At 71.9% G+C, this 14852-nt stretch carries 13 protein-coding genes and 1 pseudogene; 6 read left to right on the top strand and 8 right to left on the bottom strand.

Translation table 11 applies throughout. The features are described from left to right. Positions 1–284 precede the first annotated feature (284 nt). On the bottom strand, positions 285–1199 hold the full coding sequence (locus tag ACIP8W_RS23650) for an SDR family oxidoreductase (protein ID WP_401950373.1): 915 nt from the start codon (positions 1197–1199) through the stop codon (positions 285–287). 197 nt (positions 1200–1396) lie between these two features. On the opposite strand from ACIP8W_RS23650, the gene ACIP8W_RS23655 reads away from it, so the two are divergent. The 4 genes and pseudogenes from ACIP8W_RS23655 (at position 1397) to ACIP8W_RS23670 (ending at position 4938) form a co-directional block, all read left to right on the top strand. Beyond that, positions 1397–2281, top strand: a complete 885-nt coding sequence (locus ACIP8W_RS23655; protein ID WP_401950371.1) for an esterase/lipase family protein — start codon at positions 1397–1399, stop codon at positions 2279–2281. A gap of 183 nt (positions 2282–2464) precedes the next feature. Next, positions 2465–3268, top strand: a complete 804-nt coding sequence (locus tag ACIP8W_RS23660) for a putative protein N(5)-glutamine methyltransferase (protein ID WP_401950368.1) — start codon at positions 2465–2467, stop codon at positions 3266–3268. Between the two features lie 41 nt (positions 3269–3309). After that, a pseudogene (locus ACIP8W_RS23665) lies at positions 3310–4407 on the top strand (methyltransferase domain-containing protein); the annotation flags it as partial. A 156-nt stretch (positions 4408–4563) separates the two neighbouring features. After that, positions 4564–4938, top strand: a complete 375-nt coding sequence (locus tag ACIP8W_RS23670) for a GntR family transcriptional regulator (RefSeq protein ID WP_401950366.1) — start codon at positions 4564–4566, stop codon at positions 4936–4938. Positions 4939–5012: 74 nt separating this feature from the next. On the opposite strand, the gene ACIP8W_RS23675 is transcribed toward ACIP8W_RS23670, so the two are convergent. From ACIP8W_RS23675 to ACIP8W_RS23690, 4 genes are all read right to left on the bottom strand, one after another. Further along, on the bottom strand, positions 5013–6119 hold the full coding sequence (locus tag ACIP8W_RS23675; protein WP_401950363.1) for a DUF5925 domain-containing protein: 1107 nt from the start codon (positions 6117–6119) through the stop codon (positions 5013–5015). Between the two features lie 97 nt (positions 6120–6216). Beyond that, positions 6217–7062 carry a polysaccharide deacetylase family protein gene (locus ACIP8W_RS23680; protein ID WP_401950360.1) on the bottom strand — a complete coding sequence of 282 codons (846 nt, stop codon included), beginning with the start codon at positions 7060–7062 and terminating at the stop codon, positions 6217–6219. Further along, on the bottom strand, positions 7059–8138 hold the full coding sequence (locus ACIP8W_RS23685; RefSeq protein WP_401950357.1) for a glycosyltransferase family 2 protein: 1080 nt from the start codon (positions 8136–8138) through the stop codon (positions 7059–7061). Before ACIP8W_RS23685 ends, ACIP8W_RS23680 begins: the two co-directional genes overlap by 4 nt. Further along, positions 8135–9046: a glycosyltransferase family 2 protein gene (locus ACIP8W_RS23690; RefSeq protein ID WP_401950355.1), complete on the bottom strand. Its 912-nt coding sequence runs from the start codon at positions 9044–9046 to the stop codon at positions 8135–8137. Before ACIP8W_RS23690 ends, ACIP8W_RS23685 begins: the two co-directional genes overlap by 4 nt. Positions 9047–9580: 534 nt before the next feature. Between ACIP8W_RS23690 and ACIP8W_RS23695 the strand changes: the two genes are divergently transcribed. Together ACIP8W_RS23695 and ACIP8W_RS23700 are read left to right on the top strand one after the other, a co-directional pair. Beyond that, a complete protein-coding gene (locus tag ACIP8W_RS23695) occupies positions 9581–10390 on the top strand; it encodes an SGNH/GDSL hydrolase family protein (RefSeq protein WP_401950352.1) in 810 nt (269 codons plus the stop codon). A gap of 193 nt (positions 10391–10583) precedes the next feature. Next, a complete protein-coding gene (locus tag ACIP8W_RS23700; protein WP_401950349.1) occupies positions 10584–10847 on the top strand; it encodes a hypothetical protein in 264 nt (87 codons plus the stop codon). A 605-nt stretch (positions 10848–11452) separates the two neighbouring features. Here ACIP8W_RS23700 and ACIP8W_RS23705 read toward each other — a convergent pair. The 3 genes from ACIP8W_RS23705 to ACIP8W_RS23715 form a co-directional block, all read right to left on the bottom strand. Beyond that, complete coding sequence (locus ACIP8W_RS23705; RefSeq protein WP_402204502.1) at positions 11453–12220, bottom strand: calcium-binding protein; 768 nt, start codon at positions 12218–12220, stop codon at positions 11453–11455. A gap of 144 nt (positions 12221–12364) precedes the next feature. Then, the gene (locus ACIP8W_RS23710; protein ID WP_401950343.1) at positions 12365–13630 is read right to left on the bottom strand and encodes an MFS transporter; all 1266 of its coding nucleotides are present in this window, start codon (positions 13628–13630) and stop codon (positions 12365–12367) included. Further along, entirely contained in the window at positions 13627–14766 is a 1140-nt protein-coding gene (locus ACIP8W_RS23715) for a PLP-dependent cysteine synthase family protein (RefSeq protein WP_401950341.1), read from the bottom strand. The genes ACIP8W_RS23710 and ACIP8W_RS23715 overlap by 4 nt, the downstream gene beginning before the upstream one ends. Positions 14767–14852 lie beyond the last annotated feature (86 nt).

Genomic DNA, 14852 nt, shown 5'->3' on the forward strand with positions numbered 1-14852 from the left:
CGGTGACGAGGGCGCTGCCGCTGCCGGTGCCGGTGAGGGCGCCGAGAACGTGGACGGTGGCCAGGCCGGTAATGAGAACGGCAACGGCAACGGCTATGGCGACAACGGCAACGGCAAGAACGACAACCAGTCGCACTGACGCGCTGGTACGCGCCGACGCGCCGGGTACGCACTGACGTACCAGTACGCGCCGACGTATTGACACGCCGATACGCGCGCTGTCGGAAGAGTCCGGTCCACCCTCCCCGGTGGGCCGGACTCTTCCGGTTCCCGGCCCGTGACCGTCAGCGGTAGCCCGTCGTGTCGGCCGGTCTGCCCACGTCCTGGACCTCGACGAGATACCGCCACGCGTCGGGTTGGCTGCCGTCCGTATCGGTGAAGCCGTAGGCCCTGGCGAGCTGTCCGCTCGACAGCGACTGTCCGTTCCACCGCGCCACGTGCGGGTCGGCCGCCAGCGCCGCGACCGCGCGTCCGGTGTAGGCGGGGGTCTCCGAGATGGCGAAGTGCGGTTGCTTGTCCAGCGCGTCGCGCCAGGTCGGCTCGGTGACACCGAACGCCTCCAGCATGATCTCCGACCGCAGCCAGCCCGGTGTCAGGGCCACGGCGGTCGCTCCGTACGGCGCCAGCTCCTCGCTCTGGGCGAACGCCAGCCGGTTCACCGAGGTCTTGGCCAGGTCGTAGAAGAGCGAGGTGCGGTAGTTCGCCGCGTTGTACTCCGTGGTGCCGTCGCTGATCTCCACGACCAGGCCGCCCGGTTCACGGATCATCAGCGGCAGGGCGTAGTGGCTGGTGACGATATGGGTGTCGATCGCGAGCCGCAGGACGCGCAGGCCCTTGTCCAGCGAGTGTTCCCAGACTTTGTCGTGCCAGCCGAACAGTGCCTCGCCGCCCCAGATGTCGTTGACGAGCAGGTCGAGCCGCCCCTGCTCCCGGTCGATCCGCCGGACGAGCGCCTCCACCCGGTCGTGTTCCAGATGATCGACCTGTACGGCGATGCCGCGGCCCCCGGCGGCGGTCACCAGCTCGGCGGTCTCCTCGATGGTCTCCGGCCGGTCCATCTCCGAGCGCTGTACGCGAGTGGTGCGGCCCGTCACGTACACGGTGGCCCCCGCCGCGCCCAGCTCGACGGCGATGCCCCGGCCCGCGCCCCGTGTCGCCCCCGCGACCAGGGCGACCCTGTCCTTCAATGGGTTGGTCATGGCTTCATCGTCACGGGGATGCCGGACATCCTCTGTCGACATTTTCCCGTGGCGGCGGCCATATTTTTTTACCGGCGCGTAACTTCCCTTCGTCGCTCCCCCCATGGGTAACTTGACATGAGCACAGTCACCATGTGGTCCGGACCACAGGGCTGACAGCTTCGTCTCTCCCTTTTGAGCCGCAAGGAGACCGTCTGATGCTGCCCTGGAAACGCGTGGTCGGACCACTGGTCGCGCTGCTGCTGTCCGCCACCGCCGCGACCACCCCCGCGGTCGCCGCCCCCGTCCCCACCGCCGCTCCCACCAGCGCCTCCGCCGCCGTCAGCAGAGGCTGGAACGACTTCTCCTGCAAGCCCTCCGCCGCCCATCCCCGCCCGGTCGTCCTCGTCCACGGCACCTTCGCCAACTCCGTCGACAACTGGCTCGGCCTCGCCCCCTATCTGGTGAACCGCGGCTACTGCGTCTTCTCCCTCGACTACGGCCGGCTCCCCGGCGTACCGTTCCTCCACGGTCTCGGCCCCCTCGACGCCTCCGCGGGCCAACTGGCCGTATACGTCGACCGGGTGCTCGCCGCGACCGGCGCGCCGAAGGCGGATCTCGTCGGCCACTCGCAGGGCGGCATGATGCCCCGGCACTACCTCAAGTTCCTCGGCGGCGCCGCCAAGGTGAACGCCCTGATCGGGATCGCCCCCGACAACCACGGCACCGACCTGCTCGGGCTGACCAAGCTGCTGACGTACTTCCCCGAGGCGGCGGAGCTGATGAGGCAGAAGACCCCCGCACTCACCGACCAGGTGGTCGGATCCCCCTTCCTGACCAGGCTCAACGAGGGCGGGGACACGGTCCCGGGCGTGAAGTACACGGTGATCGCGACCCGGTACGACGAAGTGGTCACCCCGTACCGGACACAGTTCCTGACCGGCCCCGAGGTACGCAATGTGCTGCTCCAGGACCTCTGCCCGCTCGCGGTGTCCGAGCACGTGGCGATCGGGCTGATCGACCGGATCGCCTTCCACGAGGTGGCCAACGCGCTGGATCCCGCGCGCGCCACCCGCACGACCTGCGCGTCCGCGATCGGCTGACGCGGAGCCGCACGGCCGGGGTCCGGTTCGGGTACTGTGACCCCGCGCTGTGTACGTACCCACCGAAGGAGGCGAGACCCATTACCGCTGTATCGGGCCGGGTGCTCCCCTCTCACGGCCGTGCGGTCCATCAGGCATAGGTGACCGCCGGGAGTGCCCATCGGCATTCCGAAAGGTTCACCCATGGCACCTCTTTCCGGCTCGCCCTCCTTCCGGGCCGTCGTCACCAGACTCCGTACCGCCGGTTGTGTCTTCGCCGAGGACGAGGCGCGGCTGCTCGTCTCGGCGGCCCCGACCCCGGCCGCCCTCGACACGATGGTCGGCTGTCGCGCCGATGGACTTCCCCTCGAACACGTCCTCGGCTGGGCCGAGTTCTGCGGCCGGCGGATCGCGGTGGACCCCGGGGTCTTCGTCCCCCGCCGCCGCACCGAATTCCTGGTCCGGCAGGCGATCGGCCTCGCCCCGCCGGACCTGGTCGCCGTCGATCTGTGCTGCGGATCGGGCGCGCTGGGCACGGCGCTGGCGGTGGGGCACACGGGCCGGGTCGAACTGCACGCGGCCGATATCGACCCCGCCGCCGTGCGCTGCGCGCGCCGCAACATCGGCCCGGTCGGCGGGCAGGTGCACGAGGGCGATCTGTACGCCCCGCTGCCCGCCGCGCTGCGGGGCCGGGTGGACGTCCTGCTGGCCAACGTCCCCTACGTACCCACCGAGGAGCTGGGCCTGCTCCCACCGGAGGCCCGGATCCACGAGGCCAGGGTCGCCCTCGACGGCGGCGCGGACGGCCTCGACGTGCTGCGCAGGGTCACCGCCGGGGCGTACCGGTGGCTGGCCCCGGGCGGTCATCTGCTGTTCGAGACGAGCGAGCGCCAGGCGCCCCTGGCCGTCGAGACCGTCGTACGCGCCGGACTGACCCCCCGGGTGGCCTCCTCCGAGGAGCTGTACGCCACCGTGGTCATCGCGACCCGCCCGGCCGACGGCTGCTAGCCGATGGCCCGTTGTCAGTGGCGGCTGGCACCATCGGAGCCATGACCACGACCGACTGGGACACCCTCGCGGACTCCTTCGACCAGGAGCCGGACCACGGACTGCTGGACCCGGCCGTCCGCGCGGCCTGGGACGCGCGGATGGGGGACTGGCTCCCGGCCGGGCCCGCCCGCGTGCTCGACCTCGGGTGCGGTACGGGCAGCCTGGCGCTGCTCGCCGCCGAGCGCGGACACCGGGTGACGGCGGTCGACCTCTCGCCCGGGATGGCCGCGCTGGCGCGGGACAAGCTGGCGGGGACCGGCGCCGAGGTGCTGGTCGGGGACGCGGCGCGGCCGCCCGTGGGCGACCGGCTGTTCGACGTGGTGCTGGCGCGCCATGTGGTGTGGGCGCTGCCGGACCCCGAAGCGGCCCTGCGGCACTGGGCATCGCTGCTGGCGCCGGGCGGCAGACTGGTGCTGGTCGAAGGGGTCCGGCCCGGCCCGGAAGGGAGTACGGGACTGCCCGCGCGACGGCTGATCGCGGCGCTGGCACCGCTCACCGAACGCGTCCATCACGAGCGGCTCTCCGGGGATCCCGCGCTCTGGGGCCGCGTTGTCGACGACGAGCGGTACGCGCTGGTCGCCCGCGCCGCGCCCGCCCGGCGCCACACCGAAGTGATCGACGTCCATCTGATCCTGCGCCGGGGCGACGAGGTGCTCCTCGCCCGCCGCTCCGGTACCGGATACGGCGACGGCCTGCTCAACGGCCCCTCCGGCCATGTGGAATCCGGTGAGGACGTCCGTACGGCCATGATCAGGGAGGCGGCCGAGGAGATCGGCCTCGCCCTGACCCCCGCCGATCTGCGTGTCGCCCTGGTCATGCAGCACCGGGGCCCGGCCGGGGCGCCCCGCGTCGGCTGGTTCTTCGAAGCGGAGTACGGAGCGGGCGGCGAGCCCGTCAACCGCGAGCCCCACAAGTGTTCCGGTCTGTCCTGGCACCCGCTGGCCGCGCTCCCCGACGACCTGGTCGCCTACTGCCGCGCGGGCCTCGACGCGTACCGCGCGGGCGAACGGTTCGTCGTCCACTGGCACGAGGACGGCGATCCGATCGCCCACACCCCGGGCGCGCCGGGACGGGCGGTCATCCTGCCCGCGAGCACCCGGAGGTGAGGAGGCCGGTGCACGGACGATCACCGTCCCGGGGCGGGACGGATACGTGCGCCCCGAGTCGGCCCGCATCCGGATTTCCGCGGCGTGTTCCGGCCAGCTGTGCCGCACGGTGCCCGGCGGGGGCCGCTCGTGGGGGAGAATCCGGGGGTGACCTTGAAGATCGTGATCGACCCGGCAGCGGCGACCGCGCCGTACGAGCAGTTGCGCACACAGATCTCCGCGAAGGCCCGTTCGGGCGCGCTGCCGGTGGGGTACAAACTCCCGACCGTCCGGGGGCTGGCCGGGGAGCTGGGGCTGGCCGCGAACACCGTCGCCAAGGCCTACCGGGCGCTGGAGACGGACGGGGTGATCGAGACCCGGGGGCGCAACGGCACCTTCGTCGCCGCCGCGGGAGAGGCCGCCGACCGGGAGGCCGCGACCGCCGCGCGGGTCTACGCGGAGCGCGCGCGACGGCTGGGCCTCGGGCGGGCGGCGGCGCTGACGACGGCCGAGGAAGCGGTACGGGCCGTCTACGCGAAGTGAGCCCGGGGGAGGGGCAGCGGACACCCCGAACAGTGCCTGAACAGCCCCCGACCACCCCTGGAAAGCACCCGCCCTCAGAGGTACAGCCCCGCCTCCGTCGTGGACTGGGCCGGGACCGAGGCCGGGCCGCCGCCGCGCCGTAGCGCGTACAGCTCGGCCAGGGTCGCGCCCTCGCGGCCGACCGCCGCCTCCCAGTCGCCGTCCTCCCGGCTCAGCCAGGACACCGCTTCCCCCCGGGTCAGCGATCCCACCTCGATCCTGGCCAGACAGCGCCCCGGCCGTACCACCGCCGGGTGCAGGCGCTCCAGATCCTCGTTGGTGGTCACCCCGACCAGGACGTTCCTGCCCTGGCCCAGCAGGCCGTCGGTGAGGTTGAGCAGCCGGGAGAGGGCCTGGCCCGCCGTGTGCTTGGCCTCGCCCCTGATCAGTTCGTCGCAGTCCTCCAGGAGGAGCAGCCGCCAGCGGCCCTTGGCCGTGCCGTCGTCCTCGCCGATCGCGATGTCCATCAGATAACCGACGTCGTTGAAGAGCCGCTCCGGGTCGAGTACGCAGTCGACCTGGCACCAGTCGCGCCACGAACGGGCCAGGGTGCGCAGCGCGGAGGTCTTGCCGGTGCCCGGCGGGCCGTGCAGCAGGAGCAGCCGTCCCGAGATGTCGTCCGGGGTGACCTTCATCAGCCGGTCCATCGCGTCGGCCACCGGCGCGGTGTAGTTGGGCCTGACCTCGTCCCAGCTCCCGGCGGCGATCTGCCGGGTGGTGCGGTGCGGGCCGCGCCGGGGCGATACGTACCAGAAGCCCATGGTCACGTTCTCGGGCTGGGGTTCGGGCTCGTCCTGGGCGCCGTCCGTGGCCTGCCGGTGGATCCTCTCGGCGAGCTCGGAGCTGACGGCCGTCACCGTGACATCGGCGCCGCGGTTCCAGCGGGAGACCAGGATCGTCCAGCCGTCGCCCTCGGCGAGGGTCGCGCTGCGGTCGTCGTCGCGGGCGCGGCGCAGCACGCCCGCGCCGGGCGGGAGCAGATCGGTGCCTGGCTTGACCCGGTCGATGGTGGAGCTGTGGGAGTACGGCTGCTCGCCCGTCGCGAAGCGGCCGAGGAACAGCGCGTCGACCACATCCGAGGGGGAGTCGCTGTCGTCGACATGGAGCCGGATCGGCAGTGCGTCCTGAGGCTTGGCAGACATGTCGCACATGATCCGGCACAGGGGCGGCCGACGCACGGTGTTTTGTACGGTGGCGCGAGACACGCGCCGTCGTCCGCCCCGCGCCCCGGCCGCCCCCTCACGCGCCCCCCGCCACGATCGCGCGCGCCCTGCGGACCCGGCGCACCAGGGCGTATCCCTTGGTCAGTGCCCGGTCCCCGGCGAAACCGAGGCCGATCGCCCGGGCCTCCACCAGCCGGCCGAACTCCTCGATCCCGGTGGACCGCCGCACGGTCAGCCGCTCCAGGGCGTACGGGCCCTGCCCCTTGCAGGCCAGCGCGTTGCCCACCGCCAGCGACTGGGCGAAGCCGGCCGCGCGGACGGTGCGCCGGACCCGTCGGCTGGAGTAGCCGAACGGGTAGGCGAAGGAGCCGGGCACCGTGCCCAGTTCGGCGGCGATGATCTCCCGGCAGCGCCGGATCTCGAACCCGAGCCGCCCGCCGTCCAGTTGGTCCAGCTGCGGATGGGTGTGGCTGTGACCGCCGATCTCGGTGCCCGCGGCGGACAGCGCGCGTACCTGGTCCCAGTCGAGCATGGTGTCCGGGGCACCGCCCTCGTCGTACGGACCGCGCAGCCAGCCCGTCGAGACGAACAGGGTGGCGGCGAAGGAGTGCGAGGCGAGTACGGGCAGGGCGTGCCGGTGCACCCCTTCGTACCCGTCGTCGAAGGTGATCAGCACGGGCCGGTCGGGCAGCGGGCCGCCGGTCCGCCAGGCAGCAGCGAGCCGCGCCGTGGTGACGGGGGTGAAGCCGCGCGCGGCCAGCAGCTCCATCTGCCGGGCGAAGGCGTCCGGTGTCACGGACAGCGCGCGGCACGAGGGCGCGGGACGGTCCCCGACCGCGTGGTACATGAGGATCGGTACGGCGGGCGGGCACCCGGACGGGCCCGGCGGTCCGCCCGCCGGGCCCGTCGGAGGCGTCGTCATACGGCCGCTCCCGTCTGCGGTGTCGCGCCTGCCTGCGGTGCCTGGGCCGCTCCGGGCTGCGGTGAGGCTCCCGGCCGTTCGACCGGACCGGACGCGAAGGCGGCGGCCCCGCCCCTGGTACGGAAGCGGCCCACCAGATAACCGGCCGCCGTGATGGTCACGCCCGCCACGATCGCCCCGGCGCGTCCCAGGCCGCCGGGGTGTCCCCGTACCGCGTCGTACAGACCACGCGCGACGCCCGCCGGGAGTACGCGGGTCGCGTAACGGCGCTCGGACGCGAGCCCCTTGGCCGCCCCCACGCTTCTGGCGACCAGCGCCTTGGAGAGTCCCTCCGCGTAGGTGCGGGTGCGGAAGTAGCCGAACCGCCGGCGGGCCGCCGGGACCTTGTGGTGGATGACGGCCCGGTCGTCGATCAGGAGCACCGCGTCCGGTACGGCGTCGGTGAGCCGGATGCACAGCTCCGTCTCCTCGCAGCCGAGCGGCCGTCTGTCGCCGTCCCGCCCGATGCCCGTCGCGAAGCCCCCGGCGGTGTCGAACGCGGTCCGCCGGAACGAGGCGTTCCCGCCGAGGACGTTGCGGACCCGGACCAGCCCCTCGGGCAGCCCCCGGTACGTACAGCCGACGACCCAGTCGAACTCCTCGGGGAACCAGCCGGGCCGGGAGCCCGACGCCCACGCGGGCAGCGTCCGGCCGCCGACCGCCAGGACGCGCCGGTCGCCGTACGCCTCGCCGAAGAAGCGCAGCCAGTCCCGCTCGGCCACGGCGTCGTCGTCGAGGAACGCCACGAACTCGCCCCGGGAGGCGGCGATTCCGGTGTTGCGGCCCGCGGAGAGGCCGCGGGGGCCCGCGTTGGCGAGTACCCGGACCTCCCCGGGGCCCGCGCTCCGCCGGTACTCCCGGCCGAGCCGCGCCAGCAGGGCCGGGTTGTGGTCGACCACGAGCAGGGTCTCCAGCGCGGGCAGCGACTGGAGCCGTACCGAGTCGACCGCCGCGAGGATGTCCTCCCAGCGGTCCTCGGTGTACGCGCAGATCACCACGGAGAAGGACGGGTCGTCCCGGTGGTTTCGGTGGTTCACGAGACCTCGCCCGGGGGGACCGGGACCCGGAGCGCGACCGGCCTGCGCCGGGTCGCCCGCGGGACACCGCGCTCCCTGAGAATGACCCTGAGGACCCTGAGACCGTCGCGGACTGCTCTCAGATTGCTGACCCCGTGGATCCGGTCGTACTCATGGCTCGGTATCTCCTGCACCTTCAGTCCGGCCTTGACGACCCGGATGTTCATCAGGGTCTCGACCTCGAAGCCGGTGCAGTCGAGGGTGATCTCGTCCAGGCAGTGGCGCCAGAACGCGTTGTAGCCGTAGCAGAGGTCGGTGTACCTGGCGCCGAACTTGGCGTTGACGACGGCGCACAGCACCCGGTTGCCGAGCTTGCGGATCGCCGTCATGTCGTCCGTACCACCGCCGTTGGCGAACCGCGAGCCCTTGGCGAAGTCGGCTCCGGAGACCAGGGCCGACACATAGGAGACGATCTCCTGGCCGTCCGCCGAGCCGTCCGCGTCGACCATCACGATGATGTCGCCGGTGCACGCGGCGAATCCGCTGATCAGCGCGTCGCCCTTGCCCTTGCCGAGCTGCTTGACGACCTTGACGTCCGGCCACAGCTCACGGGCGACCCGGATCGTGTCGTCGGTCGAATCGCCGTCCACCAGGACGACTTCATGGATCCAGTCGGGCAGGGACTTGAAGACGTACGGGAGGTTCTCCGCCTCGTTCATCGCGGGGATCACCACGCTGACGGGCGGGGTGATCGCGAGATGCGAGGAGATGGGCCGGTAGTACGGCTGAGTGAGCTGGTGCGTGTGGTGGTGCGTGTGGCGCTGCCCGTGGTGCGGATGAGTGTGTTGATACGTGTGCTGCTGCTGACCATTGGATGGAACGATGGGCGGATCATCGCCCGATGTCGCTGGGCGCAGAAAAGCGCTCACGAGTCTTTCCCTCTCGTCCGGTGGACCGCCCGCCCCCGGGCGGTCCGGCTGTGTTTCCGGTTCGAAAGGGGGGTTCTCACCCCGGCCACGACGAAAGGGAGCTCCGTGCTGGAACTCCCTTACTGGATGGGTGAGCGGTAATACATGCCGCGCGGCACGCGACTCGGCCGTACGAGCGGTCGGCCTATCGCGGCACCCCCCTGCCGCGCCCCGTCCCGGGAGCCATCGCGACGCCTGAGCCCTCCCCCTGAGTCGCTTGAGTGATGGATACCGATGCGGGTGGATGTATGACGGTATTGATGAGGGGGACTGTATGGCAAGGGCTGGAGCGCGGGCGGGCTTTTTCGCTTCTTTGGCCATACTTCGACGGTCGCATCTGTGAATTCCCTGATCGGATCCGTTCAATGTGTGACGAAGGATCAGGGTTCTCGCGCTGTTTCTGGCATGGACACTTTCATACCCTTCCGGGTGCTTCCGGGGGACAGGATTGACTGCTACGAAAGTTGAGGCAGAGATCCTGCTAAGGAGAGGTTCATGAAACCGTCCCGAATCGCGGCATTCTCCTCATCCCTCCTCCTCGGTGCCGTCCTCGCTCTCACCGGAGCGACCTCGGCCGGGGCCGCCGAACAGGCCGCCCCCTTCGACTACGCGGCGCTCGGCGACTCGTACTCCTCGGGCGTCGGATCCGGCGGCTACACCAGCGCCAGCGGCAACTGCAAACGCACCGCCAGGGCCTACCCGGCGCTCTGGGCGGCCGCCCACTCACCCGCGACGTTCGCGTTCACCGCGTGCGCGGGCGCTCGTACGGGTGATGTGACCGCCGGTCAGCTGGGGTCGCTCGGCGCCTCCACGGATCTCGTCAGCATCACCGTGGGAGGCAATGACGCGGGCTTCGCCGATGTCATGACCACCTGTGTCCTCCAGTCGGAGACCAGCTGCCTCAACCGGATCGCCACCGCCCGCTCCTTCGTCGACTCGACCCTGCCGGGGCGGCTCGACGCGGTGTACACCGCGATCAGAACGAGAGCGCCCTCGGCCCGGGTCGTCGTCCTCGGCTATCCGCGCTTCTACCAGCTCCGGGGCGCCTGCGTCGGGGGGCTGAGCGAGGCGAAGCGCGCCGCGATCAACGGCGCCTCCGACTACCTCAACGCGGCGATCGCCAAACGGGTCGCCGATCACGGCTTCACCTTCGCGGAGGTCGCCGGCGCCTTTACCGGCCATGAACTCTGCTCGGGATCGGCCTGGCTGAACAGTCTGAACGTGCTCGACGTCGGCGAGTCCTACCATCCCAACGCCACCGGCCAGTCGCGCGGCTACCTGCCGGTTCTCACCTCGGCGGCCTGACGGGAGGCCCGCGGCGCCGGACGAACCGGGCGCGAGGAACTGTCCAACTCGCCCTGAAATAAGATGGATCGAACCGGCCGATCCGTCCCCGTACGAGTGTGGTTAATCCGGAAGGCGGGATACACGCGTGTCCTGGCGGGGCGATAGGGTTAACCTGCCCGAGCCGGGTGCCCTTGTACGGGTGGGGAGTGGAATGAAACAGATAACGGTACACAGCAGGGCGCGAGTCCCTGCGATCACCTGCGGGAGCAGCGCGTCCAGTTCGCGCCTCGACCGCCATCTCTCGGTGCTCGGCGGTCCCGCCGTGCCCCAGCGCGAGACGGCCGAGGCGACCCTGCTGATGCGTGAACTGACCTCGCGCGACCGCTCGGAGACACAGCGGAGCAAGGGGGCGCGGGTCTCGCTCTTCGCACCGCTGCGCAGGCTGCGCCGCTCGCTCTTCGGCGGCCGCCGCTGACCCGTCCGTCACCACCCGCCCGGTGACGGACGCTTGGGCGACGTGGGTCCGCTGACCGCGTGGCCCCAGGCCGTGGACCGTCCGTGCCGCCCCGACGCGGTGCCACTCCCCGCACGTCCGTCTCCCCACGGCTCGCGGCAGTGTGTCGGGTGTGCCGCTCGGGCGGTCCTCTTTCCGTTACGAAGAGTACGAGCAGTGCCGGCGGCCAGAGCACAGATCCGGCCACCTGATATGCCACGGGCCGGGGCCGCGTCCCCGGCCGGCGCGGCAGGGCCGCAGAGGTCGCGGACCGGAGCGGCGGCGGTGCCCCCCGGGGCGCCGGGCGCGGGCCGGGCGCCGTGTTCTCGACCTGTGCCCGCCACTGGCCCACCATCGGCCCCACGCGCAACAGCGGCACCGGCGCGCGGGCGGTGGTGAGCGGATCGGCCGTGGTCTGGCCGAGAGGCACCGGGTTCCCGCTCGTCGGCATTGTCAAGAAACGGTCCATGCCCCCGCGTTGTACGTCCCGCGATGCCTGGAACGTTCCGGTCGTGATCCCGCGCCGCGGGGCCGCGGGATGCGGGACCCCGCGCGACGGGCTTCTCCGCGCGGGGCCCCGCGAGGGTTCAGCGCACGTCGACGTAGTCGCCCGTGGCGGTGATGGCCGCGGTGGTGGACGTACCGGTGAAGCTCCAGCGCCAGTAACCGTCCGAAGCGGCCTTGACGGTGGTTTTGAGGGCGCCGGACCCGTTGGACTTCACGGTCTTGACCGTGGCGTAGCCGTTGTCGCCCTTCTCGCGGAACTCCAGCCGTACGGACTGGGAGGCATAGTTCACGTACTTGTTGGTGTTCCAGTCGGCGCGGGTGAGCTTGCCGGTGATGGTCAGGGTCTCGCCCTTCTTCACCGGCTCCGGGGCGGCGTCGACGGTCAGCCGGGCGGCGCGCTTCACCGGGACGGTGGCGTAGTAGTCCCCGTAGAGGTCGCCGTCCTTGCCGAACGCCTGGGCGTGGACCTTCCACGGCCCCGCCTGCGCGTTCCGGAACCACTCGGCGCGTGGGTCGATGGTGAGGGTGGCCTTGCAGACGTACCTCGGTTTGCCCACGGACGTGCAGGTGGCGGGCTTCCAGTAGTGGTTGATGGAGGGCTCCTCGTGCACGATGCCCAGATCGGCCTCCTTGATGCCGGAGTCCTCGGTGACGGCCGACGTGATCGTGAAGGACTTCTTCGCGGTGGTGCCGACGACGATGGCGCGTCCGCCGTTGGCGACGACATCGGTGATCGACAGATTGTCCTTCGCCGCCTGTGCGGCCGGCGCGGCGAAGACGGAGAAGGCCAGAGCCCCCGCCACGGTGGCGGCCACGACAGAGGTGGCGGTGGTGGCGCGTACGCGCATGAATCCCCCCTCGGGAACCGCGGCACGCCCGGTCTCCCCACCGGGCGCGCCGCTCTTGGAAACGGTCGAAAAGACTCTGATCGTACAGACGCGGGTGTCCGGAAGACGCGGGCGTACCGCAGATGCGGCAGGGCGCCGCCTCCGTCAGACGGTCGCCGGCCGGGGCGCCGGGGCGCTGATCCGGCCGGTGCGGGCGAGCGCGTACACCGCGCCGGCGCAGCCCAGCCCGGTGACGCTCAGGGCGGCCCAGGTCAGCCACCTCATCTGGTGGGCGGCGGCGTAGTCCCACAGCACCCCGGTGGCCAGGTTCCCCACCGTGATGCCCAGGCCGGAGACGGTGTTGTACAGGCCGTAGTGGGTGGCCACGAGCCGGTTGCCGGACAGCGCGACGACGGTGTCCATCTCCAGCGGGTAGACCACCGCGCTGCCCACCGCCAGCAGGACGACGGCCCCGGCCAGGGCCGCGAGCTGCACGGCGGTCCGCCACCCGCCCACCGCGGCCGGGGCGAGCGCGAGGGGGACGAAGGCCAGCCCCATCGCCGTGAGCCCGCGCACCATGGCCTGCGGACGGCTCCACCGGGCGGTGGCCCAGGCGGTCAGCCGCAGCTGCCCGGCCACCGCGACGGCGGCGGACAGGACGAACAGCCCGCTGGTGACCTTCGTACCGTCGCCGCCCAGAGCCGAGTCGGCGGCCATCGGCAGCGCCAGATAGACCTGGAAGGTCAGCACGTAGGAGCCGATCATCGCGCACGAGAACAGCAGGAACGGGCGGTTGGCGGCCACCGTCCGCCACTGGGACAGGACCCCGCCCGCACTCCGTGCCGTATCGGAGGAGCCGCCGCGCGAGGGCAGGGCGCGCCACTGCAACAGGGTCAGCGCGGCGAAGATGCCCGCGGCCACCGTGCACACCAGACGGAAGTCGGCGGCCAGCAGGGCCAGTCCGACCAGCGGCCCGAGCAGCATGCCGGCCTGGTAGTAGACGTTGAACGTCGCGAACCCCTCCACGCGCCGCTCTCCGGTCTCGGCGGCGAGATAGGCGCGTACGGCGGGGTTGAACAGGGCTCCGGCGAAGCCGGTGGCCGCCGAGGCGATGATCAGGACGGGCAGACTGTCGACCCGGCCCAGCAGGGCGAACCCGGCGGTGCGCAGCAGACAGCCGGCCATGATCGGGGCCTTGTAGCCGAAGCGGTCGGCGATCGTTCCGCCGATGAGGAACATGCCCTGCTGGGAGAAGTTGCGTACGCCCAGGACCAGGCCGACCGCCCAGGCGGCCAGGCCGAGTTCACCGGCGAGATGGGCGGCGAGGTACGGCATGAGCATGTAGAAGGCGAGGTTGATGGCGAACTGGTTGGCCATCAGCAGCCGCACGGCGGGCGGGAAGCTCAGGGTGGAGGTCCACAGCGTCTTCACCGGGCCGCTCCCGCCCGGCCGGCCGCGCCCGCGCCGCCGTACGGTCCGGCGGGGGCCGGGTCGAGTACGGTCTCGCACTTCGTCCACCGGGTGACGGTGCGTTCGCCCGGGTGGGCGATCAGGTCGGGGGCCTGGGCGGGTTCGTGCCCCAGGAGGTGGTTCCGGCGGCACCAGGCGTCGTCGAAGACGGTGCCCACGTAGCGGTGCGGGCCGTCGGGGAAGACGGCGGCGATCCGTGTCTCGGGCGCGAGGGTCGCGGCCAGATGGCGGGCGACGAGGGCGACCGCGCCCACGCTCCACCCGCCGGTCGCGTACCGGGCGCGGGCCAGGGCGCGGGCCGACCACACGGCCTCGGCGGCGGCGACCCAGTGCACTTCGTCGAAGAGGGTGTAGTCGACGTTGCGGGGGTAGATGCTGCTGCCCAGGCCGCGCATCAGCCGGGGCGCCGCCTGCTGGCCGAAGATCGTGGAACCGGTCGTGTCCACGCCCACGACCCGCAGGCCGGGGAAGAAGCCGCGCAGGACCGAGGCGACGCCGGCCGAGTGCCCGCCGGTGCCCACGCTGACCACCAGGGCGTCGATCCGCCCGAGCTGGGCGACCAGTTCACCGGCCAGGCCCGTGTAGGCGGTCACATTGTCGGGGTTGTGGTACTGGTCGGGGCACCAGGCGTCCGGATACACGGCCAGGAGGTCGCCGACCCGCTCGCGGCGGGCCTGCTGCCAGCCCCCCACCGGATGCGGCCGGGTGACGACCTGCACCTCGGCGCCGTACGCGGTCAGCAGCCCCGACACCAGCGGCTCCATGCCGGGGTCGGTGACCACGGTGACCGGGTGGCCGTAGACGATCCCGGCCAGCGCGAGTCCCAGCCCCAGTGTGCCGGAGGTGGACTCCACGATCCGTGCCCCGGGCAGCAGATCACCGCGCTCCCGGGCGCGTTCCACCATGAACAGCGCGGTGCGGTCCTTGATGCCGCCGGGGTTGTGGCCTTCGAGCTTGGCCCAGAAACCGCGCCCGGCCGCGCTGAAGGGCTCACCGACCCACAGCACCGGGGTGTCACCCACCAGGGCGGCCGGGGTGTGGGCCTGCCGGGCGGCGCCGCTGAGCAACTGGGCGGGCGCCAGGACGGAAGAGGGCATGGAAGAGGGCATGAGAGAGGAATTCATCGCACAGATCTCCTGCCGGCCGCCGCGCCACGTGTGCACGGGCAGGGGCGGGCCGGGGT

The sequence above is a fragment of the Streptomyces sp. NPDC088554 genome, from assembly GCF_044752945.1.
In the GTDB taxonomy this organism is placed as follows: Bacteria; Actinomycetota; Actinomycetes; order Streptomycetales; family Streptomycetaceae; genus Streptomyces.

Coding starts and splice junctions, on each gene's coding strand:
- ACIP8W_RS23715 (WP_401950341.1), bottom strand. CDS start 14,766: ATGCCCTCTTCCGTCCTGGCGCCCGCCCAGTTGCTCAGCGGCGCCGCC.
- ACIP8W_RS23655 (WP_401950371.1), top strand. CDS start 1,397: ATGCTGCCCTGGAAACGCGTGGTCGGACCACTGGTCGCGCTGCTGCTG.
- ACIP8W_RS23705 (WP_402204502.1), bottom strand. CDS start 12,220: ATGCGCGTACGCGCCACCACCGCCACCTCTGTCGTGGCCGCCACCGTG.
- ACIP8W_RS23650 (WP_401950373.1), bottom strand. CDS start 1,199: ATGACCAACCCATTGAAGGACAGGGTCGCCCTGGTCGCGGGGGCGACA.
- ACIP8W_RS23660 (WP_401950368.1), top strand. CDS start 2,465: ATGGCACCTCTTTCCGGCTCGCCCTCCTTCCGGGCCGTCGTCACCAGA.
- ACIP8W_RS23695 (WP_401950352.1), top strand. CDS start 9,581: ATGAAACCGTCCCGAATCGCGGCATTCTCCTCATCCCTCCTCCTCGGT.
- ACIP8W_RS23675 (WP_401950363.1), bottom strand. CDS start 6,119: ATGTCTGCCAAGCCTCAGGACGCACTGCCGATCCGGCTCCATGTCGAC.
- ACIP8W_RS23680 (WP_401950360.1), bottom strand. CDS start 7,062: ATGACGACGCCTCCGACGGGCCCGGCGGGCGGACCGCCGGGCCCGTCC.
- ACIP8W_RS23700 (WP_401950349.1), top strand. CDS start 10,584: ATGAAACAGATAACGGTACACAGCAGGGCGCGAGTCCCTGCGATCACC.